Raw genomic sequence first — 23665 nt, forward strand, 5'->3', positions numbered from 1 at the left:
ATCGAGTTGGTCGTGCCGACCTTGCCCGGGGGCATGCCCGCGACGATGACGACGCGGTCACCCTCCTCGGCGAGGCCGGAGCTGCGGAGGACCTTGTCGACGTGGGCGACCATGTCGTCGGTGTGGGTCACCTCGGGCACCTCGTAGGTCTGCACGCCCCAGCTCAGCGCGAGGGTGTTGCGCGTGGAGGTGAGCGGCGTAAAGGCCAGGAGCGGGATCGAGGAGCGCAGCCGCGACATGCGGCGGGCGGAGTCACCGGACTGGGTGAAGGTCACGAGGTACTTGACCCCGAGGAGCTCGCCGATCTCGGCGGCCGCACGGGTGATGACGCCACCACGGGTGTGCGGGGTGGTGCCGAGCGGCGCGATGCGGTCGCTGGCCTCCTCCTCGGTGTGCTCGACGATGCGCGCCATCGTGCGGACAGCCTCGATCGGGAACTGGCCCACCGAGGTCTCACCGGAGAGCATGACCGCGTCGGCGCCGTCGAGGATGGCGTTGGCGCAGTCGGACACCTCGGCGCGGGTCGGGCGCGGGTTGGTGATCATCGAGTCGAGCACCTGGGTGGCGACGATGACCGGCTTGGCGTTGCGACGGGCGAGCTCGACCGCCAGCTTCTGGACGACCGGCACCTCCTCGAGGGGCAGCTCGACGCCGAGGTCGCCGCGGGCGACCATGATGCCGTCGAACGCGTCGACGATCTCGACGAGGTTGTCGACCGCCTGCGGCTTCTCGATCTTGGCGACGACGGGGACGCGGCGTCCCTCCTCGTCCATGATCGCGTGGACGTCGTCGATGTCCGCCGCGCTGCGCACGAAGGACAGCGCGATGAGGTCGGCACCGAGGCGCACGGCCCAGCGCAGGTCCTCCTTGTCCTTCTCGGACAGGGCGGGGACGCTGACGGCGACACCGGGGAGGTTGAGGCCCTTGTTGTTGGAGACGGGGCCGGCGACCTCGACGCGGGTGACGACGCGCGGGCCGTCGACCTCGAGGATCCGCACCGCGACGCGGCCGTCGTCGATGAGGATGCGGTCACCGGGCTTGCAGTCGCCCGGGAGGCCCGAGTAGGTCGTCGAGGCCATCTCGGCGGTACCGGGGACGTCCTCGGTGGTGATGGTGAAGGTCTGGCCCTCGACGAGCTCGACCTCGCCCTCGACGAACCGCCCGAGGCGGATCTTGGGGCCCTGCAGGTCGACGAGCACCGCGACCGCGCGGCCGGAGGCCTGGGCGGCGTCGCGCACCCGGTGGTACACGGCCTCGTGCTCGGAGGCGTCGCCGTGGCTGCGGTTGATCCGCGCCACGTCCATCCCCGCGTCGACAAGGGCCTGGATCTGGTCTGCGGACTCCGTTGCCGGGCCGATGGTGCACACGATCTTCGCTCTACGCATGGTTGTCACCCTATCGCCCGAATCGGACCTCGCGAGGGGGACGTTCGGCCAGCGAACGTCCCCCTCGCTGCGCTAGCGCGCCAGTCCGGCGATGTCGGCCCCGATCGGCGCGCTGGAACGGCTCACCGGGGCGGGCAGCGCAGTGCCCCCGCCGAGGTAGCGGTCCACGGTTGCCGCGCAGGACCGGCCCTCCGCGATCGCCCACACGATGAGCGACTGGCCGCGGCCCGCGTCGCCGGCGACGAAGACGCCGGGCACGGACGTGGCGAACGTCTCGTCGTGGACGACACGCCCGCGCTCGTCGACCTCGAGCCCGAGCTGCTCCACGAGGCCCTCGCGCGGCACCCCGGAGAACCCGATGGCGATGAGGACGAGCTGGGCGGGGATGATCCGCTCGGTGCCCTCGACCGGCGTCGTGGACCGGTCCGCGTGGCGGACCACCTCGACGAGGCGGACGTGGCTGACCTTGCCCTCACCGGCGGAGCCGTCGGACAGGAGCTCGAGGGTCGCGGTGCCGAAGACCCGCTCCCCGCCCTCCTCGTGGGAGGTCGAGACGGTGAAGACGCGGGGGTCCATCGGCCACGGCTCGCCGGGTGCGCGCTCGTCGGGCCGGCGCACGTTGATGTCGATCTGGGTGACCGACCGGGCGCCCTGGCGCTTGGCGGTGCCGAAGCAGTCGGAGCCGGTGTCTCCACCGCCGATGACCACGACGTCCTTGCCGGTGGCGAGGATCTGGTCGGGGACGACGTCCCCGGCGACCACCCGGTTGGACTGGACGAGGTAGTCCATGGCGAGCACGACGCCGTCGAGCTCACGCCCCGGCACCGGGACCTCGCGGGCCACGGTGGAGCCGGTCGCGAGGACGACGGCGTCGTACCGCTCGAGCAGCTCCTCACCGGTGATGGTGGTCCCGGCCTCGACCCCCGTGCGGAAGATCGTGCCCTCGGCCTCCATCTGCTCCAGCCGGCGCGTGACCTGGACCTTCTCCATCTTGAAGTCGGGGATGCCGTAGGTGAGCAGGCCACCGACCCGGTCGTCCTTCTCGAGCACCGCGACGGTGTGGCCGGCGCGGGTGAGCTGCTGCGCGGCGGCCAGGCCGGCCGGCCCGGAGCCGATCACGGCGACCGTCCGGCCCGTCTGCCGCGGCGGCACCTGGGGGGTGACGAGCCCTTGCTCCCAGGCGTTGTCCGCGATGGACTGCTCGATGTTCTTGATCGTCACCGGCGGCTGGTTGATGCCAAGGACGCACGCGCTCTCGCACGGCGCCGGGCACAGCCGCCCGGTCCACTCCGGGAAGTTGTTCGTCGCGTGGAGCCGGCCGATCGCCGCCTCCCAGTCCTCGCGCCGGGTGAGCTCGTTCCACTCCGGGATGAGGTTGCCGAGCGGGCAGCCCGCGTGGCAGAACGGCACGCCGCAGTCCATGCAGCGGGTCGCCTGCCGCACGAGCGCCGGCGCGTCCTCCTGGCGGCGCTCGTAGACCTCGTGGAAGTCGAGGATGCGGACGGGCACCGGACGGCGGGCGGGAAGCTCGCGCTCCCGGTAGGTCAGGAAGCCGCGCGGGTCAGCCATTGGACACCTCCAGGATGGTGCTCCACACGTCCGGGGAGCCGGCGTCCAGGCCCTCCTGGGCGGCGTCGGCGAGGGCGGCGGAGACGGCCGCGAAGCGGCGGGGCAGGACCTTGACGAACCGGGCGCAGGTGGCGTCGGCGTCGTCGAGGAGCTCGGCGGCGACGGTGGACCCGGTGTGCTCGAGGTGACGACGCAGGAGGTCGAGGACGATCGAGCGGTCCTCGGCGTCGAGGTCGACGAGGAGGAGCTCGCCGTCGGCGACGGCCGGGGCGTTGACCCGGGCACGGTCGAGGTCGAGGACGTAGGCGGTGCCGCCGGACATGCCGGCGCCGAGGTTGCGGCCGGTCGGACCGGCGATGAGGACCGTGCCGCCGGTCATGTACTCCAGCGCGTGGTCCCCCACCCCCTCGACGACGGTGGTCGCGCCGGAGTTGCGGACGCAGAACCGCTCCCCCACGCGGCCGGAGAGAAAGAGCTCCCCGGAGGTGGCGCCGTAGCCGATGACGTTGCCCGCGATGGTGTTCTCAGCCGCGCGCAGCCGGGAGTCGGGCTCGGGCCGGACGATGATCCGCCCGCCGCACAGCGACTTGCCGACGTAGTCGTTGGCGTCGCCGAGCAGCCGCAGGGTGATCCCGGCGGGCAGGATCGCCCCGAAGGACTGCCCCGCCGTGCCGCGCAGGGTGACGTCGATGGTGCCGTCCGGCAGCCCCGCGGAGCGGTACCGGCGGGCCACCTCGTGGCCCAGGCGGGTGCCGACGCTGCGGTTGACGTTGCGGACCGGCACGTCGATGCGCACCGGTGTGCCGTCCTCCAGCGCGGGGCGGGCCTGCTCGATGAGCGCGACGTCGAGGCTCTTGTCGAGCCCGTGGTCCTGCTCGCGCACGCGCCGCCGGGCCGTCCCCGGCGCGGGGTCGATGTCGGCGAGCACGGGGCTGAGGTCCAGGCCCGCGGTCTTCCAGTGGCCCACGGCCTCGTCGGTGTCGAGCAGGTCGACGCGGCCGATGGCCTCGTCGATCGAGCGCAGACCGAGGGAGGCGAGCAGCTCGCGCACCTCCTGGGCGACGAACTCGAAGAACGTGACGATGTGCTCGGCGCGGCCGGTGAACCGCGCGCGCAGCTCGGGGTTCTGCGTCGCGATGCCGACCGGGCAGGTGTCCAGGTGGCACACGCGCATCATGACGCAGCCGGCGACGACGAGCGGCGCGGTGGCGAAGCCGTACTCCTCGGCGCCGAGCAGCGCCGCGATGAGGACGTCGCGCCCCGTCTTGAGCTGCCCGTCGGTCTGGACGACGATCCGGTCACGCAGCCCGTTGAGCACGAGCGTCTGCTGGGTCTCGGCCAGGCCGAGCTCCCACGGGCCGCCCGCGTGCTTGAGCGAGGTCAGCGGGCTGGCCCCGGTCCCGCCGTCGTGCCCGGAGACGAGGACGACGTCGGCGTGCGCCTTGGCGACGCCCGCCGCCACGGTCCCGACGCCGACCTCGGAGACGAGCTTGACGTGCACGCGCGCCTGCGGGTTGGCGTTCTTGAGGTCGTGGATGAGCTGGGCGAGGTCCTCGATGGAGTAGATGTCGTGGTGCGGCGGCGGGGAGATGAGCCCGACGCCCGGCGTGGAGTGCCGGGTGCCGGCCACCCACGGGTAGACCTTCGGGCCGGGCAGCTGCCCGCCCTCGCCCGGCTTGGCGCCCTGCGCGACCTTGATCTGGATGTCGTCCGCGCTGCTCAGGTAGTCGGCCGTGACGCCGAACCGTCCGGAGGCGACCTGCTTGATCGCCGAGCGGCGCAGCGGGTCGTGGAGGCGGTCGGTGTCCTCCCCGCCCTCACCGCTGTTGGACTTGGCACCGAGGGTGTTCATGGCGATCGCGAGCGTCTCGTGCGCCTCGGCGGAGATCGAGCCGTAGGACATGGCGCCCGTGGAGAAGCGCTTGACGATCTCGCTCACCGGCTCGACCTCGTCGATCGGCACCGGCGGGCGCTCCCCCGTCCGCAGGCGGAACAGGCCGCGCAGCGTCATGAGCCGCTCGGACTGCTCGTCCACCCGGCGGGTGTAGTCGCGGAACACGTCCATCTTGCGCGAACGGGTGGCGTGCTGGAGCCGGAAGACGGTCTCGGGGTCGAACAGGTGCGGCTCGCCCTCGCGGCGCCACTGGTACTCCCCGCCCACGCGCAGGCTGCGGTGGGCCGGGGAGATGCCCGAGGGCGGGTAGGCGGTCGCGTGGCGGGCGGCGACCTCCGCGGCAACGACGTCGAGGCCGACGCCGTCGATCGGGGCGGGTGTGCCGGTGAAGTAGGTGTCGACGAGCTCGCGGGACAGGCCGAGGGACTCGAACACCTGCGCGCCGCGGTAGGAGGAGACCGTGGAGATCCCCATCTTGCTCATGACCTTGAGCACGCCCTTGCCCAGCGCGCGGATCACGTTGGCGACCGCCTGCTCGGCGCTGACCCCGGTGACCGTGCCCCCGAGGACGAGCTCCTCGGCGCTCTCCATCGCGAGGTAGGGGTTGACCGCCGCCGCGCCGTAGCCGATGAGCATGGCGACGTGGTGGACCTCGCGCACGTCCCCGGCCTCGACGAGGAGGCTGACCTTCGTGCGGGTGCGGCGGCGCAGCGTGTGGTGGTGCACCGCGGCGGTGAGGAGCAGGGAGGGGATCGGGGCGAGCGTGGCGGTGGCGTGCCGGTCGGACAGCACGATGAAGCTCACGCCACGCTCGATGGCCTCGTCGACCTCCGCGAAGATCTCCTGCAGGCGCTGCTCGAGCGCCGCTCCCCCGCCGGCGACGGGGTACAGGCCGGACACGACGACCGAGCTCAGGCCCTTGGCGGCGCGCGCCGTGCCGAGGTGGGCGATCTTGGCGAGCTGGTCGTTGTCAATCGTCGGGAACGGCAGGACGAGCTTGCGCGCGTGCTCGGGCAGGTCGGCGAGGAGGTTGGGCTCGGGGCCGATCGCGCCGCCGAGGGAGGTGACGAGCTCCTCGCGGATCGCGTCGAGCGGCGGGTTGGTCACCTGCGCGAACTGCTGGGCGAAGTAGTCGAAGAGCAGGCGCGGACGGCTGGAGAGCACGGCGACCGGCGTGTCGGTGCCCATCGACCCGAGCGCCTCGGCACCGGTCTGGGCCATCGGCGCCAGGACGATGCGCAGCTCCTCGTCGCTGTACCCGAACACCTGCTGGCGGCGGACCACCGAGGAGCGCGAGTGCAGGACGTGCTCGCGGTCGGGCAGGTCACCCAGGTGCAGGGTGTGCTCGGCGAGCCAGTCGGCGTGCGGGTGCTGGGCGGCGAGCTCGGCCTTGAGGGCGTCGTCGTCCACGACCTCCCCGGCGGCGGTGTCCACGAGGAACATGCGCCCTGGCTCGAGGCGTCCCTTGCGGGTGATCGTCGAGGGGTCGAGGTCGAGCACCCCGGCCTCCGAGGCGAGGACGACGATGTCGTCGGTCACCCAGTAGCGGGCCGGGCGCAGGCCGTTGCGGTCGAGCACCGCCCCGATGAGCGTGCCGTCGGTGAAGGTCATGGCCGCGGGGCCGTCCCACGGCTCCATGATCGTGGAGTTGTACTCGTAGAAGGCGCGGCGTGAGGCGTCCATCTCGGCGTGGTTCTGCCACGCCTCGGGGATCATCATGAGCACGGCGTGCGGCAGGGAGCGGCCGGCGAGGTGGAGCAGCTCGAGCACCTCGTCGAAGGACGCGGAGTCGCTCGCCCCCGGCGGGCAGATCGGCAGCAGCGGCTCGAGGTCCCCGAGCAGCTCGCTGGAGGCCACGCCCTCGCGCGCCCCCATCCAGTTGCGGTTGCCGCGCACCGTGTTGATCTCACCGTTGTGCGCGACGAGCCGGAACGGCTGGGCCAGCGGCCAGGAGGGGAAGGTGTTCGTCGAGAAGCGCGAGTGGACGAGCGCGAGTGCGCTCACCATCCGCGGGTCCCCGAGGTCGGGGAAGAAGGGCGCGAGCTGCGTCGTCGTGAGCATCCCCTTGTAGACGAGGGTGCGCGAGGACAGCGAGGCGAGGTAGACGCCCACCTCGTGCTCGGCGCGCTTGCGCAGCCGGTAGGCGAGGCGGTCGAGCGCGACGCCGGAGCGCGTCCCGTCGGCGTCGGTGACGACGAGGTGGCGCAGGGCCGGCATGGTCGAACGGGCCATCGGGCCGACGAGGTCGGCGACGACGGGGACCTCACGCCAGCCCAGGACCCGCAGGCCCTCCTCGGCGGCGATGTGCTCGACGGCGGCGACGGCGGCGGCGCGCTCGGTCGAGGCGCTGGTCCCGCCCGGCAGGAAGGCCATGCCGACGGCGTAGTACCCGGGGTCGGGCAGGGGGAAGCCGAGCTCCTCGCGGAGGAAGGCGTCGGGGACCTGGAGCAGGATGCCGGCGCCGTCGCCGGTGTCCTCCTCGGCGCCGACGGCGCCGCGGTGGTCGAGGTTCATGAGCGCCGTGAGGGCGGACTCGACGATCTCGCGGGAAGGGGTGCCACGGAGGGTTGCGACGAAGGCCACACCGCAGGCGTCGTGCTCGTTCGCGGGGTCGTACAGCCCCTGACGCGGCGGCGCTCCGGACTGCGGCGGGTTCCCGTGGATCGGCCCCATGAGTGTCCTTTCATTAACAGATGTCCATGACGAGAGGTGGGGCGCCGTTGACCCAGCGTGCCGAGACTTTACGCCCCGGTGACCCTGCGGTTGGACATATGGGCCCCGGACACGGCGAACGTCTTACATCCTGGTACGAGGGCCGAGGCCGCCCTACCGAGGTCACGCTCCCTTCCACGATGCGCCTGTGGGGGGCCTCCGCGCAAGGTCGACAAGGTCACTCGCGAGCGGTCCGCGACGGAGGGGCGGGCGTGGAGCCGGAGCTGGTCAGGGCTGCGACGCGGGGCGCTGAGGCGGGTGCGCGAGCTCGCCGGCCGCCTGTGGGGCTGGTCGAGCCGGCGGCACCCCGGCGAGCTCTCCGCGTGGTGGCGGGGGCACGGCGCGCCCCTGCCGAGATGGCAGGTGGCGAGCCGGCAGCCGGCCAGCCGCGGCGCCGGGGCCAGGGCCACCTACGAGTCGGTGGGGCTGCGCCCCCACGCGCGCGACGTGCGGCTGGCCGGCCTGCCGGACGCTAGTCCCGGCCGCCGGCCTCGAGCTGGAGGATCCGGCCGAGGAGGCCGTTGACGAACCGCGGCGACTCGTCGGTCGAGAGCTTGGTCGCGAGGGCGACCGCCTCGTCGACGGCGACGGCACCGGGCACGTCGTCGTTGAACATCAGCTCCCACACGCCCAGCCGCAGGATGGCACGGTCGACCGCGGGCATCCGCGGCAGCGTCCAGTCCTGGGCGTAGGTGGTGATGAGCTCGTCGATCTCGGCCGCGTGGTCGGCCACGCCCTCGACGATGTCGACGGCGTACTGCGGGAGGGCGGTCTGGGCGGTCGTGCGCTCGAGGCGCTGCGCGAGCAGCTCCCGGAGCTCGACGTCCCAGCCGGCGAGCGCGCGCTGGTCGGCCTCGTAGAGGACGTCCACGGCGCGCGCCCGCGCCTTGCTGCGTGCGGCCATCTCAGTCGTTCACGCGGCCGAGGTAGGCCCCGGTGCGGGTGTCGACCTTGACCTTGGTCCCCTGCTCGAGGAACAGGGGCACCTGGATCTCGTAGCCGGTCTCGACGGTCGCGGGCTTCGTGCCGGCCGAGGAACGGTCGCCCTGGAGGCCGGGCTCGGTGTAGGTGATCTCGAGGACGACCGAGGCGGGCAGGTCGATGTAGAGGACCCGGCCCTCGTGGGTGGCCACCGTGGCGATCTGGCCCTCGAGGAGGAAGTTCGCCGCGTCGCCGACGACGTCGCCGCTCACCGGCAGCTGGTCGTAGGTCGAGGTGTCCATGAAGACGTAGTCGTCGCCGTCCTGGTACAGGTACTGCATGTCGCGCCGGTCGACGGTCGCGGTCTCGACCTTGACGCCGGCGTTGAAGGTCTTGTCGACCGTCTTGCCCGAGAGCACGTTCTTGATCTTGGTCCGCACGAAGGCCGGACCCTTGCCGGGCTTGACGTGCTGGAACTCGACGACGGACCAGAGGTTGCCGTCGATGACGAGCACCATGCCGTTCTTCAGGTCGTTCGTGGTGGCCACAGGGATGTCCTTTCGGGGATGAGCGCCAGTCAGCCTAACGCGTGGAGGCCCCAGGCTCCCAGCGCAGCGCACGCACCGGCCCACGTGTAGGAGATGAGCGTGCCGATGATGAACCGCTCCGCAGCGGGGCTGCGCTTGTCCGGGTGGCTCTCGCGCAGCTCCGGGTAGCGGCCCAGGCCCTTGACGGCGAGGACGACGGCGATGCCCTCGGGGAACCCGGCGAGGAAGGAGCCGGTGATGGCGGCCCGCTCGAGCATCCCGATCCACGCGCCGCCTCGCAGCACCCCGTTCCCGGGGGCCTCGGACTCCACGCGCCGGAGCACGAGCGCCGTGACGACTCGGCCCAGGAGGACCGACAGGACGAGCGCTCCGGCGACGACCCCGGCGGCGGCCCACGTCATGCCGCCACCTCCGCGGTCCGCAGCAGCCGCGCGGCGAGGGGGTGCAGGCGGGTCTCCTCGTGCCACAGCGCGGTGTCGAGGCGCTGGCTCACCGCCTGGGCGCTGATGCCCAGCCGGTTGGCGGCCTCCCGCTGCGTGCCGACGCGCGCCATGAGGTCGACGACCTCCCAGCCGGCGGCGGTGCGCCGGCGGACGACGGCGGCGAGGAGCTGGAGGAGCGCCTCGGCCTCCTCGGCGGCGCGGGGCTCGGCGCCGGCGACGGCGAGCGGGACGCTCACGGCCCGTCCGCGGGCGCGCTCGACGGCGTCGCGTGCGAGGACGAACGCCTCACCGGCGCTCTCCGGCGCGCTCGACGCCAACGGCTCGGTGACCGGGCCCGCGCCGATCCCCACGCTCCACCCGCCGAGCCGCTGGAGGAGCAGAGCCAGGCTGACGACGGCCGCGGGGTCGGCGAGCACACCCTGGACCTCGTCGCCCACGGTGCGCTGGACGGGCAGGACGAACGGGTCGCCCCACTCCTCGGCCCAGGCGGACACGGCGGTGAGCAGCCCGGGGACGGCGTCACCCCGCCGGCGGCTGCCCTTCTGGTCGGCCGTCATGACGAACATGTCGCAAGGCTAAGCCCTTGATGCGCGCCGATCAAGGCCCAGGCCTTCATCTCGCGAGGGTGGCGTACGCGCTGCGCAGCAGCTCGGGGTCGGGACCCTCGAGGCGACCCGGCCGGCCGATCCCGTCGAGGACGACGAAACGGAGGGTCGAGCCACGGGTCTTCTTGTCGCGGCCCATGGCCTCGAGGAGCTCCGCCCACCGGTCCTGGCGGTAGGTGGTCGGCAGGCCGAGCATCCCGAGCACCTCGCGGTGACGTGCGACGTCGGCGGGGTCGAGGCGGCCGGCGGCGCGGGCGAGCTCGGCGGCGAAGACCATCCCGACGGCGACGGCGTCGCCGTGCCGCCAGCGGAAGTCCTCGCTCAGCTCGATCGCGTGCGCGAGGGTGTGGCCGTAGTTGAGGAACTCGCGGCGCCCGGCCTCACGCAGGTCGGCGGACACGACGTCGGCCTTGACCTCGACCGCGCGGCGGACGAGCTCGGCGAGCACCGGCGTGGACGGGTCGAGGGCCGCCGCGCCGGCGTCGGCCTCGACGAGCTCGAGGATGCGGGGGTCGGCGATGAAGCCGCACTTGACGACCTCGGCCAGACCCGCGGCGTGGTCCTGGGGCGGCAGCGTGGCGAGGGTGTCGAGGTCGCACACGACGGCGCGGGGCGAGTGGAAGGCTCCGACGAGGTTCTTGCCCTCCGCCGTGTTGATCGCGGCCTTCCCGCCGACGGCGGCGTCGACCATGCCGAGGAGGGTCGTGGGCACGTGGACGACGGCCACGCCACGGAGCCACGAGGCGGCGACGAACCCGGCGAGGTCGGTGGCCGCCCCTCCCCCGAGCCCGACGACGACGTCCTGGCGGGTGAAGGCGGCGCGGCCGAGGCGGCCCCACAGGTCGGTGAGGACGGCGGCGGTCTTGGCCGCCTCGCCGTCGGGCACCTCGGCGGGGAGCACCTCGTGACCGGCGTCGCGCAGCACGTCGGCGAGCCGGGCGGCGCGCTCGGCGAGCGGCGGCTGGTGGACGAGCAGCACCCGGCGGGGCTCACTGCCCACGGCTCGCGCGGTCTCGGCCTCCAGGCCCCGGCCGATGAGCACCTCGTAGTCGTGCTCGGCCCGCACGGGCACGCGCGCCTCGATCATGTCTCGTCCCGGGGGCGCAGCTCCCCGCGCTCCAGCGCCTCGGCGATGAGCGTGGCGAGGCGCTCGACGGGTTCGTCGTCGGTGAGGACGACGAGGCCGGCAACCTCCTGGTACAGCGGGCGCCGGGCGTCCATGAGGGCCTTCCAGCGGGCCCTGGGGCTGTCGACGAGGAGCGGGCGCGCTCCGGACAGTCCCACCCGCGGCAGGGCCTTGGCCATGGAGACGTCGAGGTAGACGACGGGCACCGAGCGCAGCGCGGCGCGGGTCTCGGGGTGCTCGACCGCTCCCCCGCCCAGCGCGACGACCCCCTCGTGCGCCTCCAGCGCCCGGACCACGGCCGCGTGCTCGAGCGCGCGGAAGTGCGCCTCGCCGTCGTCGATGAAGATGTCGCTGATCGTGCGGCCCTCGCGGCGCTCCACGTCCTCGTCGGTGTCGAGGAGCTCGACGCCGAGGAGCCGGGCGAGCTCGCCGCCGACGGTGGTCTTCCCCGCACCGGGAGGACCGACGAGGACGACGGTGGCGCGTCGGGCGCTCATCGCAGCACCTCCGGGATCGACTCGAGGTAGGAGGTGAGGTTGCGCCGGCACTCCGCGACGGAGTCACCGCCGGTCTTCTCCAGGAGCGCGTCGGCGAGCACGAGGGCGGTCATGGCCTCGGCGATGACCGCGGCCGGCGCGGCGGCGCAGACGTCGGAGCGCTGGTGGATGGCGGTAGCCGCCTCACCGGTGGCGACGTCGATGGTCCGCAGGGCGCGGGGGACGGTGGAGATCGGCTTGAGGGCGGCGCGCACACGCAGCACCTCACCGTTGCTCATCCCGCCCTCGATGCCACCGGCCCGGTTGGTCGTGCGGCGCACGCCGTGGGCGTCGCGGACGATCTCGTCGTGGGCGACCGAGCCGCGGCGCCGGGCGGTGCGGAAGCCGTCACCGACCTCGACGCCCTTGATCGCCTGGATGCCCATGAGCGCGCCGGCGAGGCGCGCGTCGAGCTTGCGGTCCCCGTGGACGAAGGAGCCGAGACCGGGCGGCAGTCCGTAGACGAGCACCTCGACGACGCCGCCGAGGGTGTCGCCGTCCCTGCGGCACTCGTCGATCTCCGCGACCATCGCGGCCGACGTCTCCGGGTGGAAGCAGCGGATGGGGTCGCCGTCGAGGGCGGCGACGTCGTCCGGGCCGGGCAGGGGGGCGCCGTCGGGCACCTCGACCTCACCGACGGACACGACGTGCGAGACGAGCCGCACACCGGCGACCTGCTCGAGGATCGCGGCGGCGACCGCGCCGAGCGCGACGCGGGTGGCGGTCTCCCGCGCGCTGGCGCGCTCGAGCACCGGCCGGGCGTCCTCCAGCGCGTACTTCGTCATGCCGACGAGGTCGGCGTGCCCGGGCCGCGGGCGGGTCAGCGGCTTGTTGCGGGCGATCTCACGGGTGTCGCCGGTGCCGGCGTCGACCTCGAGCAGCCGGGTGTCGACCGGGTCGGCGGACATGACCGTCTGCCACTTGGGCCACTCGGAGTTCGCGATCTCGATGGCCACAGGGCCGCCCATGGTGCGCCCGTGGCGCACACCGCCGAGCAGGCGCACCTCGTCCTGCTCGAACTTCATCCGGGCGCCGCGGCCGTGGCCGAGACGCCGCCGGGCGAGGACCGAGCGGATGTCCTCCGTGGCCACCTCCACACCGGCGGGAACCCCCTCGACGACCCCGACGAGGGCCTCCCCGTGCGACTCCCCTGCTGTCAACCAACGCATGCCCGGCATCCTCCCACGGCCCACCGACGTCCTTGCCGCGCGTCCGCCAGCCGGAGCGGCGGGGCGGCGTTCAGAGCACCGGGCCGAGGCGCACGGTGAGGACCGAGGCGAGGGCCGCGCCGAGGAGCAGCCACGGCCCGAAGGCGATGGCCGTGGTTCGGGTCGCCCGGCGCGTGGCGAGGAGCACCAGCCCGGCGAGGCCACCGAGGACGAACCCGGCGACCACCCCGAGCAGGACGGCACCCCAGCCGAGCCACCCCAGCCAGGCGCCGAGCAGGGCGCCGAGCTTGACGTCACCCATCCCCAGGCCGGTGGGCCGCAGCAGCGCGAGGAGCAGGTACCCCGCCCCGCACAGCACCGCCGCCAGCGCTGCGCGCCCGAGCCCCGCCCACTCCCCCGTGAGGGCCGCGGCCAGGACGAGGAGAGCTGCCAGCGCCGCGCCCGTCGGGCCGAGGACGGCGTTGGGCAGCCGGTGGGAGGCGAGGTCCTCGGCAGCGAGGAGGACCCCGGCGACGGCGAGCACGACGGCGGCCGGCAGGTCGGCGCGCCAGCCGTGGAGCACGACGGCGAGCACGGCGGCCACCACGCAGGCGACCGCGAGCACGGTCGGCGAAGGGCGTCTGCGCCCGGCCGCTCCGGGGAGCGCGGCGTCAGCCGCCACGGCGGGCGAGGGCGTCGGTCAGCGCCGTGCGCATCGCCTCGACCGGGGCGGGGCGGCCGGTCATGAGCCGGACCTGCTCGGCGGCCTGGTGCAGGAGCATCGCCCACCCCGGGGCGACGGCCCCGCCGTCGGCGGTGAAGCCGGCGGCGAGCCGGCTGGGCCACGGGTCGTAGGCGACGTCGAGCAGGACGCGGCCGGCGCCCTGCCCCTGCGCCGTCGCGGCGAGGTGGTCCCCGAGCTCGTCACCGGCGTGGGCAGGCAACGTGGAGACGGTGACGTCGGCGGCGCGCACGGCGTCGGCGGCCTGCTCGGCGGAGGTCCACCGCCGCAGGGTGATGTCCACCCCCATCCGGTGGGCGGCCCGCTGGAGGGCGCCGGCGCGGGCGGGGTTGCGCACGAGCACGAGGGAGGAGGTGATGCCGAGCTCGGCCAGCGCGGCGAGGGTGGAGGCCGCCGTCGCTCCACCGCCCAGGACGACCGCGCCGTGCGGACGCCAGTCCGCACGGCCGGCCGCCTCGCGCAAGGCCGCGACGACGCCGTGGACGTCGGTGTTCGCCCCGACGAGCAGGCCGCGGCCGGGGCCGGGCTGGACGATGAGCGTGTTGACGGCGCCGACGACCTGCGCGAGCGGGTCGACGACGTCCGCGACCTCGAGGGCGACGTGCTTGAGCGGCATCGTGAGCGAGAGCCCGGCCCACTCCCCGTCCAGCGCGGCGACGACGCCGCGCAGACCGGCCTCGTCGACCTCCGCCACGCCGTAGACCCAGTCGATGCCCAGGGCGGCGTACGCCGCGTCGTGGAGCACCGGGGACAGCGAGTGGGCCACGGGCTTGCCGAGCACGGCGGCGCGGCGCGCGCCGGCCGGCAGCGTGCCGGTCGGCGCCCGGTCGTACGTGGGCAGGACGCCCGGCACACTGCTCACGCTCAGCCCTCGTCCTCCTCGGTGGGGTTGTTCGCCAGCCACTGGCGGAACAGCTCCTGGTTGCGCAGGTGCTCGGAGTAGTCGCCGGTGAACCGGGTCTCGCCGCTGTCGAGGTCGACGGTGACGAAGTAGCACCAGTCACCCTCTGGCGGCTCGAGCACCGCCTCGATGGCGGCGGCCCCGGGAGCGCCGATCGGGGTCGGCGGGAGCCCGGCGTGGATGCGGGTGTTGTAGGGGTTCTCCGCGTTGTTCAGCTCCGAGCGCTCGGGCACACCGCCGGAGCGCCCGATCCCGTAGTTGATCGTCGAGTCCATGCCGATGAGGCCGTCGCCGGAGCAGTTCGCCAGGCGGTTCTCCAGGACCCGGGCCACCTTGCCGCGGTCCTCGTCGCGGTTGACCTCGTGCTCGATGATCGAGGCCTTGGTGAGGACGTCGTGCTGGTCCTCGGCGGGCACGCCGTAGCGCTCGAGGGTCCGCTTGGTCTGCTCGACCATCGCGGCGAGGATCTCCGTCGCGTCGGCGTCCGGCTCGAGGATGTAGGTCGTCGCGGCGAACCAGCCCTCGGGGTTGTCCGCGGCCTGCTCCGGCAGGCCGATGGCGGCGCGGTCCTGTGCCGCGGCCTCGACCTCCTCCACCGGGATCTGCGCGACGCTGGCGATGCGCTCGAAGATCTGGCTCGCGCGCCAGCCCTCCGGGACGGTGATCCGCAGCTCGGACTTGTTCGCCGGGTTGAGCAGTGCGGACACCGCGTCCTCGGCGCGCATCTCGGTCATGAGCGAGTACGTGCCCGGCTGGATCTGCGCGGCGTCGGGGTTGGCGGTGAACGCCTCGACGAACGCCTGGCGCGAGGCGACGACGCCGGCTGCGACGAGCGCGTCACCCATCGCGGCGCCGGTGGCGCCCTCGGCGATGACGACCGACACGCTCCCGCTGCCGGGACCGGCGAAGTCCTCGGTCGACGCGGCCTCGCGCCCGTCGAAGAGCGGGCGGAGGACCATGAAGCCACCGATGGCGAGGGCCGCGACGAGGAGCACGCTCAGCGTCACCGCGATGGCCGTCCTGCGGCGGCGGCGCCGCTTGCGGGCGGCGCGGTCGCGCCTGGCCGCGCGTCCGACGCGCTCGGCGGGAGGATGGTGTTCGTCGGCCAGCAACGTCTGGTCGAAGAGGTCGCTCACGACTCGATCTCCGTTCCATGGTCGACGAGCTCCCCCGCCGGCTGACCCGTCCGGCGCTCCTGGTCCAATGCCTCCTGCAGGATCATCACCGCGGCCACCTGGTCGACGACCGCGCGGTGCTGCCGTCCCGGACGACCCGACCGGTGCAGTGCCTGATGGGCGCTCACGGTCGTCAGCCGCTCGTCGACGAGCCGCACGGGCACGGGCGAGCACGCCCGCGCCAGCACCAGAGCGTACTCCCGCGCCGCCTGCGCAGCACGTCCCTCCGCACCGGACAGCTGGCGCGGGAGGCCCACGACCAGAGCGACCGCCCCCAGCTCCTGCGCGACCTCGACGATCCGTCGCACCTGGGCGTCCCTGTCACCGGTGACCGTCTCGACCGGAGTCGCGAGCAGTCCGTCTGCGTCGCTGCGTGCGAGACCGACCCGCACGGCACCGACGTCGACCCCGAGGCGCACCCCGCGGCTGAAGGTCGGGGAGTCGTCCGTCATCAGGCGACCACGCTCCGTACGTCGGCGACAATTCCGTCGAGCGCCGCGGGCACCGCCGCGGTCTCGGTACCGCCACCCTGGGCGACGTCGTCCTTGCCCCCGCCGCCACCGCCGAGGCGCCCGGCGGCGCCGCGGACGAGCTGGCCGGCGCGCAGGCCGAGGTCCCGGGCCCCCGCGTTGGTCGCGACGACGACGGACGGGCGGCCGTTGCTCGTGCCGGCGACCGCGACGACGGCGGGACGCGCGTCCCCGAGCCGCCCGCGCACGTCGAGCGCGAGGGTGCGCAGGTCGTCGCCCGCGACCTCCCCGGCGTCGTGCACGACGACGAGGGTGCCGGCGACGTCCTGAGCGGAGTCGGCGACCTGCCGGGCGCCGGCGAGGAGCTGCTGGCGACGCAGCGTCGCGAGCTCCTTCTCGGCGGCCTTGAGCCGGCTCATGAGGCTGGAGACCCGCTCGGGCAGCTCCTCCGGACGCCCGCCGAGCATGCTCGTCACCTGACCGACGAGGACGTGCTCCTTGGCCTGGAAGCCGTAGGCGCCGGCGCCGACGAGGGCGTCGACGCGGCGCACGCCCGAGCCGATGGAGGACTCACCGAGCAGGGTGACCCGCCCGATGTGGCCGGTGGAGGGCACGTGGGTGCCCGCGCACAGCTCCTTGGACCAGTCCCCGCCGATCGACACGACACGCACCCTCGAGCCGTACTTCTGGCCGAAGAGCGCCATCGCGCCGGAGGCGAGGGCGTCGTCGATGTCCATGACCTCGTCGCTGACGTCGAGGTTCTCCAGGAGCTGGCCGTTGACCCGCTCCTCGATCTCGCCGAGGACGCTGGCCGGGACCTGCGAGCCGTGGCGGAAGTCGAAGCGCAGCCGCGAGGGCGCGTTCTCCGAGCCGGCCTGCGTCGCCTGGTCGCCGAGGGACTCGTGCAGCGCCTTGTGGACCATGTGGGTGGCGCTGTGCGCCTGGGCGATCGCCTTGCGGCGGGTGACGTCGATCATCGCCACGCCGTTCTCGTCGAGGGTCACGGTGCCCTCGGTGAGCCGGCCGCGGTGCACGACCAGGCCCTTGACCGGCGCCTGGACGTCGTCGACCGCGACGATGCCCCCGCCCTGGAGGCTGATCGAGCCGTGGTCGGCGAGCTGGCCACCGGCCTCGGCGTAGAACGGCGTGCGGTCCAGGACGACCTCGACGTCGGCAGGAGCGGTCGCCGCCGGGACGGCCCTGCCGTCGACGAGCAGCCCGACGACGCGCGCCTCGCTGGTGAGGTCGGTGTAGCCGAGGAAGAGGGTGTCCCCGCCCAGGCGGGTCTGCAGCTCGCGGTACTGCGCCGGGTCGACGTGCCCGGCCTTCTTGGCGAGGGCGTCGGCGCGGGCGCGCTCGCGCTGCTCGGCCATGAGCTCGCGGAAGCCCTGCTCGTCCACGCTCACGCCCTGCTCGGCGGCCATCTCGAGGGTGAGGTCGATCGGGAAGCCGTAGGTGTCGTGGAGCGCGAACGCGTCGGCGCCGCCGAGCCGGGGACGGCCGTCCGCGGCCGCCTTCGCCTTGCTCACGGCGGTGTCGAGGATCGTCGTGCCGGCGACGAGGGTGCGGCGGAAGGCCTCCTCCTCGCCGTAGGCGACCTCGCTGATGCTCGCGAAGCGCTGCTCGAGCTCGGGGTAGGACGCCGCCATCGCGTCCTTGGCGACGGGCAGCAGGTGCGGCAGCGCCGGCTCGTCGACGCCGAGGAGGCGCACCGAGCGCACGGCGCGGCGGATGAGGCGGCGCAGCACGTAGCCGCGGCCGTCGTTGCCCGGGCGCACGCCGTCGCCGATGAGCATGAGGGAGGAGCGGACGTGGTCGGCCACGACCCGCATCCGCACGTCGTCCTCGACGTCCGCGCCGTAGCGGCGGCTGGTGAGCTCCTGGGTGCGCTCGATGAGGGGGAAGACCTCATCGATCTCGTACATGTTGCTCTTGCCCTGGAGCAGGTAGGCGATGCGCTCCAGGCCCGCGCCGGTGTCGATGCTCTTGTGCTCGAGCTCGCGGATGAGCGGGTAGTCCTTGCCGGTGCCCTCACCGCGGAGGAACTGGTCGAAGACGAGGTTCCAGATCTCCAGGTAGCGGTCGCCACCGGGGTCGACGGTCCCGCCGACGGCCTCCGGGCCGAACTCCGGGCCACGGTCGTAGTGGAACTCGGCGCACGGGCCGGCCGGGCCGGGGCGTCCGGTGTCCCAGAAGTTCTCCTCGCGCGGCAGGCGCACGATGTGCCGCGGGTCCACGCCCACCCGGGTGAGCGCGTCGAGCGCCTCGGCGTCCTCGTCCCAGATCGTCACCCACAGGCGGTCGCCCTCGAGACCGTAGCCACCCTCGGCCTGCGACGTCGTCAGCAGGTCCCAGGCGTAGTTGATGGCCCCTTCCTTGAAGTAGTCACCGAAGGAGAAGTTGCCGTTCATCTGGAAGAACGTGCCGTGACGCGTCGTCCGGCCGACGTTCTCGATGTCGTTGGTGCGCAGGCACTTCTGCACCGACGCCACCCGCGGCCACGGCGCCTCCTGGGTCCCCACGATGTAGGGGATGAAGGGGACCATCCCGGCGATCGTGAAGAGGATCGACGGGTCGGGGGACACGAGCGGGACGCTCGGTGCGATCTCGTGGTCGTGCTTGGCGAAGTAGTCGAGCCAGCGGGATCGGATCTCGGCGGTGCGCATGGAACCTCAGGTGCGTGGGAAGTGGCGGAGGGTGGGGTCAGCGGGACTCGGCGACGCGGTGGCGCGCGGCGTCGACGACGACGTCGTCCGGCAGCAGCCGCTCGCGCAGCTCGGACTCCCGGACGGCGTAGTCCTCGCGGAAGGCGGCGACACGCCGGCGCACGCCGTCGACGGCCGACTCGACGGTGGCGGACAGGCCGCGCCGGGCCGCGGGGGCGGCGAGGACGAGCACGACGAGCACCGTCGTGCCGACGACGAGGCTGCGACGCATCATGCGCCTCGCCGGAAGAACCGCCGCACGGCGTAGGAGAACGCCGAGACCTTGATGAGCGGTCCGCCGACCGTCGCGGAGACGAGCGTGGTGAGCGCCGAGACGTTCTGCGAGACCTCGGTGGCGGCGGTCGTGACGGCGTCGACCTTGACGATCTGGGCGTTGCCGGCCCTGATCGTGGCGGCGGCCTCGTCGACCACGGGCAGCGCGTGCGCGGTGATCTCGCGCACCGAGTCCGTCGCGGCGTCGAGCACCGCGCCGACCTTGAGCAGCGGAACGGCGAGGAAGGCCACGAGCAAGAGGAAGGCGACGGCTGCCACGATCCCGGCGATGTCGCCGATGTTCATCTGCAAGCTCCTTGGAGGGACGGGTCGGGGTGCGCTGCCCGGAAGGCTACCGGCAAATGCCCGCGCCCCGGGACCGGCGTGGCCGGTGCCCGGGGCGCAAGCAAGAGAGCTCGGTCAGCGCGAGTAGTACTCGACGACGAGCTGGACGTCACAGGTCACGGGGACCTCGGCGCGCTTCGGGCGACGGACGAGCTCGGCGCGCAGCTTCTCCAGCTGCACCTCGAGGTAGCCCGGGACGTCCGGCAGGACGTCGCGGTGGGCGCCGGCGGCGGCGATCTGGAACGGGGTCATGGTCTGGCTCTTCGGCTTGACCTGGATGACCTGACCCGGCTTCACGCGGAAGGAGGGGCGGTCGACGAGCTTGCCGTCGACGAGGATGTGACGGTGCACCACGGCCTGACGGGCCTGGGCGATCGTGCGGGCGAACCCGGAGCGCAGGACGAGAGCGTCCAGACGCATCTCGAGCAGCTCGACCAGCGACTCACCGGTCAGGCCGGACTCCTTGCGGGCCTCCTCGAAGACGCGCGTCATCTGCGCCTCGCGCAGACCGTACTGCGCGCGCAGACGCTGCTTCTCCTTGAGGCGGACGGCGTAGTCGGACTCGGTGCGGCGACGGGCGCGGCCGTGCTCACCGGGGCCGTACGGGCGCTTCTCGAAGTGCTTGACCGCCTTGGGGGTCAGCGCGATGCCGAGGGCGCGGGACAGGCGCACCTGGCGGCGCGACCGAGCCTGGTTGTTCTTGCTCACTGTGTGTGACTTCCTGTCGTTGTGACGTCACGCGAACGGGCGGGGACGCCCGGCGCGCGGGGCCGACCATGACGGCTATGACCCCAGGTGGCTGCCCGAAGGCAACCGAAGCAGTCTAACAGCCGCCCCAGGCCCACCTTGGCGCCGCCCCTGTGACCCCCACCTCCCACTCCCCTGCTCCCCTGCCCCCCGCCCCGCCCTCCCCCGCGAGAGCCGACTTGTGCACGACAGCCGACTTGTGCGCGACAGCCGAGTTCCGCGCGAGAGCCGACTTGTGCGCGAGAGCCGAGTTCCGCGCGAGAGCCGACTTGTGCGCGAGAGCCGAGTTCCGCGCGAGAGCCGACTTGAGCGCGACAGCCGACTTCCGCGCGAAAGCCGACTTCCGCACGACAGCCGACCTCCGCGCGAGAGCCGACTTCCGCAGGGACGCTCAGCTCTTGCCGTCGAGGATCTCGCGGATCCGCTCGAGCCGCGGAGCGATCTCCCGCTCGAGGCCGCGCTGTCGCGGCTCGTAGTAGCGACGTCCGGCCAGCTCGTCGGGCAGGTACTGCTGGGTCGCGATCGCGTGCGGCACGTCGTGGGCGTAGACGTAGTCCTTGCCGTGCCCCAGGTCCTTCGCACCGGAGTAGTGCGAGTCGCGCAGGTGCGCCGGCACCGGCCCGGCCTTGCCCGCCCGCACGTCGGCGATCGCCTCGTTGATCGCGAGGTAGGCGGCGTTGGACTTCGGCGCCGTCGCGACGTGGACCACAGCCTGGGCGAGGATGAGGCGCGCCTCCGGCATCCCGATGAAGGCGACCGCCTGGGCTGCGGCGACAGCGGTGTGCAGCGCCGTCGGGTCGGCCATCCCCACCTCCTCGGAGGCGGCGATGACGATACGGCGCGCGATGAAGCGCGGGTCCTCCCCCGCGACGACCATGCGCGCGAGGTAGTGGAGTGCGGCGTCGACGTCGGACCCGCGCATCGACTTGATGAACGCGCTGGTGACGTCGTAGTGCTGGTCGCCCGCACGGTCGTAGCGCACGGCCGCGACGTCGATCGCGCGCTCCATGGTCTCCAGGTCGATCCGCTCCTGGTCGGCGGCGCGGGCCGCACCCGCCGCGGCCTCGAGGATCGTCAACGCCTTGCGCGCGTCGGCGCCGGCGAGACGCACGAGGTGGTCCGCGGCGTCGTCGTCGAGCTCGAACCGTCCGCCCAGGCCACGCTCGTCGGCGAGAGCGCGGGCGACGAGCGCGCGCACGTCCTTCTCCTCGAGCGGGCGGAGGGTGAGCAGGAGGGAGCGCGACAGGAGCGGTGAGATGACGGAGAAGCTCGGGTTCTCGGTGGTCGCGGCGACGAGCGTCACCCAGCCGTTCTCCACCGAGGGCAGGAGGGCGTCCTGCTGCGTCTTGGAGAACCGGTGGACCTCGTCGATGAACAGGACCGTCTCCCCGCCGGTCGACACGAGGCGACGACGGGCGTCCTCGACCACCTGCCGCACGTCCTTGACGCCTGCGGTGACCGCGGAGAGCTCGACGAAGCGACGGCCGGAGGCGTGGGCGACGAGGTAGGCGAGCGTCGTCTTACCGGTGCCGGGCGGGCCCCAGAGGATGACGGACGACGCGCCGATCCGCGCGTCGGGGCGCGGTTCGACGAGGCGGCGCAGCGGTGCGCCCTGCTCGAGCAGGTGGTCCTGGCCGACGACCTCGGCGAGGGAGGCAGGGCGCATCCGCACGGCGAGCGGGGCGTCGGGCCGGGCAGCCGGGGTGCCGGCGTCGTCGGCGCCCACGGAGTCGAAGAGATCCACGGGGCGACTGTACGTCGCCGGACCGACGGGCCGAGGACCGGCGCTGCGCAGCCCGGCTCGTGCGGAAGTCGGCTCTCGCGCGGAACTCGGCTCTCGCGCGGAAGTCGGCTCTCGCGCGGAGGAGAGGGTGGGCGGGAGGGAGGGCGGGTCAGATGCGGGCGCCGCGGGCCCGGGTGCGGACCCGGCGCTCCCAGCGGTCCATCTCCGAGCGCAGCGGCGAGGCGCAGAACTCCCCGAGCGTGACGCCCGCGGCCAGCGCCAGGCCCACCGACAGGGCGCGGATGGCGAGCTGACCACCGTTGATGAGGTCGCCGGACTCGATGAAGGAGAACATCGCGGCGTAGATCGACAGGCCCGGGAGCATCGGGGTGACGCCGCACACGGACACGACGAAGGAGGGCAGCCGCCCGCGGTCCCCGATGACCCCGCCGATGAGGCCGACGACGAGGGCGGCGAAGAACGCCGCGCCGGCCGGCCCGAGCCACAGCGTGTCGACGAGGTAGTAGGTGCCCGTGGCCACGGCACCGACGAGCGAGATGAGCCACACGTTGCGGGCCTGGGTGTAGGAGGCGACCGCCCAGGAGCCCGCGATGACCGCGCCGCACAGGACCTGGACGAAGGCGGGCGGCGAGGACCCGAAGACGTCGCCGATGACGAGCGGGACGCCCAGCCGCTGGCCCATGTCGAGCACGAACCCGATGCCGATGACCAGGCCCGTCGTGTAGAGCGCCACCTCGAAGGTCTTCGCAGCAGCGGTGAGCGGGAAGCCCGAGATCGCGTCCTCCGCCGCTCCGACGAGCTGCAGTCCCGCGAGCAGCACGACGATCCCGGAGGCGACGACGAGCGAGGGTGGGAGCAGCGAGCGGTCCCAGCCGAACAGGTCCTGGCCCCACAGCAGCACGAGCGCGACGAGCGTCGCGATACCGGCGCCCGCCGCCTGCTGGAAGATGTACGGCAGTCCCCACCGGCGCAGGACCCGCAGCACACGGTCGATGATCACGGTGGTGAGCGCCGCGACGAGCGCGACCTGCCACCCGCCGCCGAGCAGGAAGGCGACGCCGCCGGCCATCGCACCCAGCGCCCCGGTGACGATCCAGCGCCGGTAGGGGTGCGGGGCGCGCAGGACCCGCTCGAGGCGGGCGTGGGCGTCCTCGAGGGGCAGCCTGCCCGCCGCGCTGTCCTCCACGAGGAGGAACAGCTCGGTGAGGCGGCTGTAGTCCGACGTGCGCACGCTGATGACGCGGAGCTTGGTGATGGGGTCGTCGTCACGGTCGATCGACGCGGAGATCGAGATGAACGTGATGTCGACGTGGCAGTTCGTCACGCCGTAGGCCGCGGCGAGGCGGAGCAGGGCGGCGGTGACGTCGGCCACGGGCGCCCCGGTGGCGATCATCGCCTCACCCACGCGCAGCACGAGGTCGAGGACCGAGCGCTCGGTCTCGGCGGCGAGCTGCGACTCCCGGCGGGGGGTGGAGAACGCGAGGGTGGGCGGCCCGCTGGCCGCGACCACCCGGCGCGCGCGCTCGCGCAGGATGGACTCCCGGCGGACGTGGCCGGCCGCGCGGACAGCGCCGCCCGGCACGGTGCTCTCGGGGTCGGGTGTCTGGGCCACGACGACGACGCTACGTCACGCCCGCGCACGAGTGCGAGGCGCACACGAGCCGCCGGAGCGTGGT

20 protein-coding genes are annotated in these 23665 nt (G+C 73.4%); all 20 read right to left on the reverse strand.

Translation table 11 applies throughout. The features are described from left to right. On the reverse strand, nucleotides 1-1385 hold a 1385-nt coding region (gene pyk / locus FHE66_RS10535; protein ID WP_139072947.1), incomplete at its 3' end, for a pyruvate kinase. A gap of 72 nt (nucleotides 1386-1457) precedes the next feature. Beyond that, nucleotides 1458-2954 carry a glutamate synthase subunit beta gene (locus FHE66_RS10540; protein WP_139072921.1) on the reverse strand — a complete coding sequence of 499 codons (1497 nt, stop codon included), beginning with the start codon at nucleotides 2952-2954 and terminating at the stop codon, nucleotides 1458-1460. After that, on the reverse strand, nucleotides 2947-7521 hold the full coding sequence (gene gltB, locus FHE66_RS10545) for a glutamate synthase large subunit (RefSeq protein ID WP_139072922.1): 4575 nt from the start codon (nucleotides 7519-7521) through the stop codon (nucleotides 2947-2949). Before gltB ends, FHE66_RS10540 begins: the two co-directional genes overlap by 8 nt. A gap of 511 nt (nucleotides 7522-8032) precedes the next feature. Beyond that, a complete protein-coding gene (nusB, locus tag FHE66_RS10550) occupies nucleotides 8033-8464 on the reverse strand; it encodes a transcription antitermination factor NusB (RefSeq protein ID WP_139072923.1) in 432 nt (143 codons plus the stop codon). A gap of 1 nt (nucleotide 8465) precedes the next feature. Then, nucleotides 8466-9029, reverse strand: coding sequence for an elongation factor P (gene efp / locus FHE66_RS10555; protein WP_139072924.1), 564 nt, complete (start codon nucleotides 9027-9029; stop codon nucleotides 8466-8468). 29 nt (nucleotides 9030-9058) lie between these two features. Then, nucleotides 9059-9430, reverse strand: coding sequence for a hypothetical protein (locus tag FHE66_RS10560; protein WP_139072925.1), 372 nt, complete (start codon nucleotides 9428-9430; stop codon nucleotides 9059-9061). Then, nucleotides 9427-10038 carry a hypothetical protein gene (locus FHE66_RS10565; RefSeq protein ID WP_139072926.1) on the reverse strand — a complete coding sequence of 204 codons (612 nt, stop codon included), beginning with the start codon at nucleotides 10036-10038 and terminating at the stop codon, nucleotides 9427-9429. The genes FHE66_RS10560 and FHE66_RS10565 overlap by 4 nt, the downstream gene beginning before the upstream one ends. 46 nt (nucleotides 10039-10084) lie before the next feature. Further along, nucleotides 10085-11164 carry a 3-dehydroquinate synthase gene (aroB, locus tag FHE66_RS10570; RefSeq protein ID WP_139072927.1) on the reverse strand — a complete coding sequence of 360 codons (1080 nt, stop codon included), beginning with the start codon at nucleotides 11162-11164 and terminating at the stop codon, nucleotides 10085-10087. Then, a complete protein-coding gene (locus tag FHE66_RS10575; protein WP_139072928.1) occupies nucleotides 11161-11700 on the reverse strand; it encodes a shikimate kinase in 540 nt (179 codons plus the stop codon). The genes aroB and FHE66_RS10575 overlap by 4 nt, the downstream gene beginning before the upstream one ends. Next, nucleotides 11697-12908, reverse strand: coding sequence for a chorismate synthase (gene aroC / locus FHE66_RS10580; RefSeq protein WP_218013684.1), 1212 nt, complete (start codon nucleotides 12906-12908; stop codon nucleotides 11697-11699). The genes FHE66_RS10575 and aroC overlap by 4 nt, the downstream gene beginning before the upstream one ends. A gap of 70 nt (nucleotides 12909-12978) precedes the next feature. Continuing rightward, a complete protein-coding gene (locus FHE66_RS10585; RefSeq protein WP_139948448.1) occupies nucleotides 12979-13494 on the reverse strand; it encodes a prepilin peptidase in 516 nt (171 codons plus the stop codon). Nucleotides 13495-13558: 64 nt separating this feature from the next. Further along, the gene (locus FHE66_RS10590) at nucleotides 13559-14491 is read right to left on the reverse strand and encodes a shikimate dehydrogenase (RefSeq protein WP_369692763.1); all 933 of its coding nucleotides are present in this window, start codon (nucleotides 14489-14491) and stop codon (nucleotides 13559-13561) included. Between the two features lie 2 nt (nucleotides 14492-14493). Next, nucleotides 14494-15666, reverse strand: a complete 1173-nt coding sequence (mltG, locus tag FHE66_RS10595; protein ID WP_139072931.1) for an endolytic transglycosylase MltG — start codon at nucleotides 15664-15666, stop codon at nucleotides 14494-14496. Then, nucleotides 15663-16157, reverse strand: a complete 495-nt coding sequence (gene ruvX, locus FHE66_RS10600) for a Holliday junction resolvase RuvX (protein ID WP_139072932.1) — start codon at nucleotides 16155-16157, stop codon at nucleotides 15663-15665. Before ruvX ends, mltG begins: the two co-directional genes overlap by 4 nt. Beyond that, nucleotides 16157-18841 carry an alanine--tRNA ligase gene (gene alaS, locus FHE66_RS10605; protein WP_139072933.1) on the reverse strand — a complete coding sequence of 895 codons (2685 nt, stop codon included), beginning with the start codon at nucleotides 18839-18841 and terminating at the stop codon, nucleotides 16157-16159. Before alaS ends, ruvX begins: the two co-directional genes overlap by 1 nt. A 37-nt stretch (nucleotides 18842-18878) precedes the next feature. Beyond that, the gene (locus FHE66_RS10610; RefSeq protein ID WP_139072934.1) at nucleotides 18879-19115 is read right to left on the reverse strand and encodes a hypothetical protein; all 237 of its coding nucleotides are present in this window, start codon (nucleotides 19113-19115) and stop codon (nucleotides 18879-18881) included. Further along, a complete protein-coding gene (locus tag FHE66_RS10615) occupies nucleotides 19112-19459 on the reverse strand; it encodes a DUF948 domain-containing protein (RefSeq protein ID WP_139072935.1) in 348 nt (115 codons plus the stop codon). The genes FHE66_RS10610 and FHE66_RS10615 overlap by 4 nt, the downstream gene beginning before the upstream one ends. Nucleotides 19460-19573: 114 nt before the next feature. Then, nucleotides 19574-20206 (reverse strand): 30S ribosomal protein S4, encoded by a 633-nt coding sequence (gene rpsD, locus FHE66_RS10620; protein WP_139072936.1) that lies wholly within the window; start codon nucleotides 20204-20206, stop codon nucleotides 19574-19576. A 430-nt stretch (nucleotides 20207-20636) separates the two neighbouring features. Continuing rightward, nucleotides 20637-21989 carry a replication-associated recombination protein A gene (locus FHE66_RS10625; protein ID WP_139072937.1) on the reverse strand — a complete coding sequence of 451 codons (1353 nt, stop codon included), beginning with the start codon at nucleotides 21987-21989 and terminating at the stop codon, nucleotides 20637-20639. Between the two features lie 148 nt (nucleotides 21990-22137). Further along, nucleotides 22138-23601 (reverse strand): threonine/serine exporter ThrE family protein, encoded by a 1464-nt coding sequence (locus tag FHE66_RS10630; protein ID WP_139072938.1) that lies wholly within the window; start codon nucleotides 23599-23601, stop codon nucleotides 22138-22140. Between the last annotated feature and the right edge of the window lie 64 nt (nucleotides 23602-23665).

It is taken from the genome of Georgenia sp. 311 (genome assembly GCF_006151955.1).
In the GTDB taxonomy this organism is placed as follows: domain Bacteria; phylum Actinomycetota; class Actinomycetes; order Actinomycetales; family Actinomycetaceae; genus Oceanitalea; species Oceanitalea wutianyii.

What these genes read in the sequence shown, in the direction of transcription:
- alaS (WP_139072933.1), bottom strand. Translation starts at nt 18,841, where the DNA reads ATGCGCACCGCCGAGATCCGATCCCGCTGGCTCGACTACTTCGCCAAG.
- gltB (WP_139072922.1), bottom strand. Translation starts at nt 7,521, where the DNA reads ATGGGGCCGATCCACGGGAACCCGCCGCAGTCCGGAGCGCCGCCGCGT.
- FHE66_RS10565 (WP_139072926.1), bottom strand. Translation starts at nt 10,038, where the DNA reads ATGTTCGTCATGACGGCCGACCAGAAGGGCAGCCGCCGGCGGGGTGAC.
- nusB (WP_139072923.1), bottom strand. Translation starts at nt 8,464, where the DNA reads ATGGCCGCACGCAGCAAGGCGCGGGCGCGCGCCGTGGACGTCCTCTAC.
- FHE66_RS10540 (WP_139072921.1), bottom strand. Translation starts at nt 2,954, where the DNA reads ATGGCTGACCCGCGCGGCTTCCTGACCTACCGGGAGCGCGAGCTTCCC.
- FHE66_RS10575 (WP_139072928.1), bottom strand. Translation starts at nt 11,700, where the DNA reads ATGAGCGCCCGACGCGCCACCGTCGTCCTCGTCGGTCCTCCCGGTGCG.
- aroB (WP_139072927.1), bottom strand. Translation starts at nt 11,164, where the DNA reads ATGATCGAGGCGCGCGTGCCCGTGCGGGCCGAGCACGACTACGAGGTG.
- ruvX (WP_139072932.1), bottom strand. Translation starts at nt 16,157, where the DNA reads ATGACGGACGACTCCCCGACCTTCAGCCGCGGGGTGCGCCTCGGGGTC.
- aroC (WP_218013684.1), bottom strand. Translation starts at nt 12,908, where the DNA reads ATGCGTTGGTTGACAGCAGGGGAGTCGCACGGGGAGGCCCTCGTCGGG.
- FHE66_RS10610 (WP_139072934.1), bottom strand. Translation starts at nt 19,115, where the DNA reads ATGATGCGTCGCAGCCTCGTCGTCGGCACGACGGTGCTCGTCGTGCTC.
- FHE66_RS10615 (WP_139072935.1), bottom strand. Translation starts at nt 19,459, where the DNA reads ATGAACATCGGCGACATCGCCGGGATCGTGGCAGCCGTCGCCTTCCTC.
- FHE66_RS10560 (WP_139072925.1), bottom strand. Translation starts at nt 9,430, where the DNA reads ATGACGTGGGCCGCCGCCGGGGTCGTCGCCGGAGCGCTCGTCCTGTCG.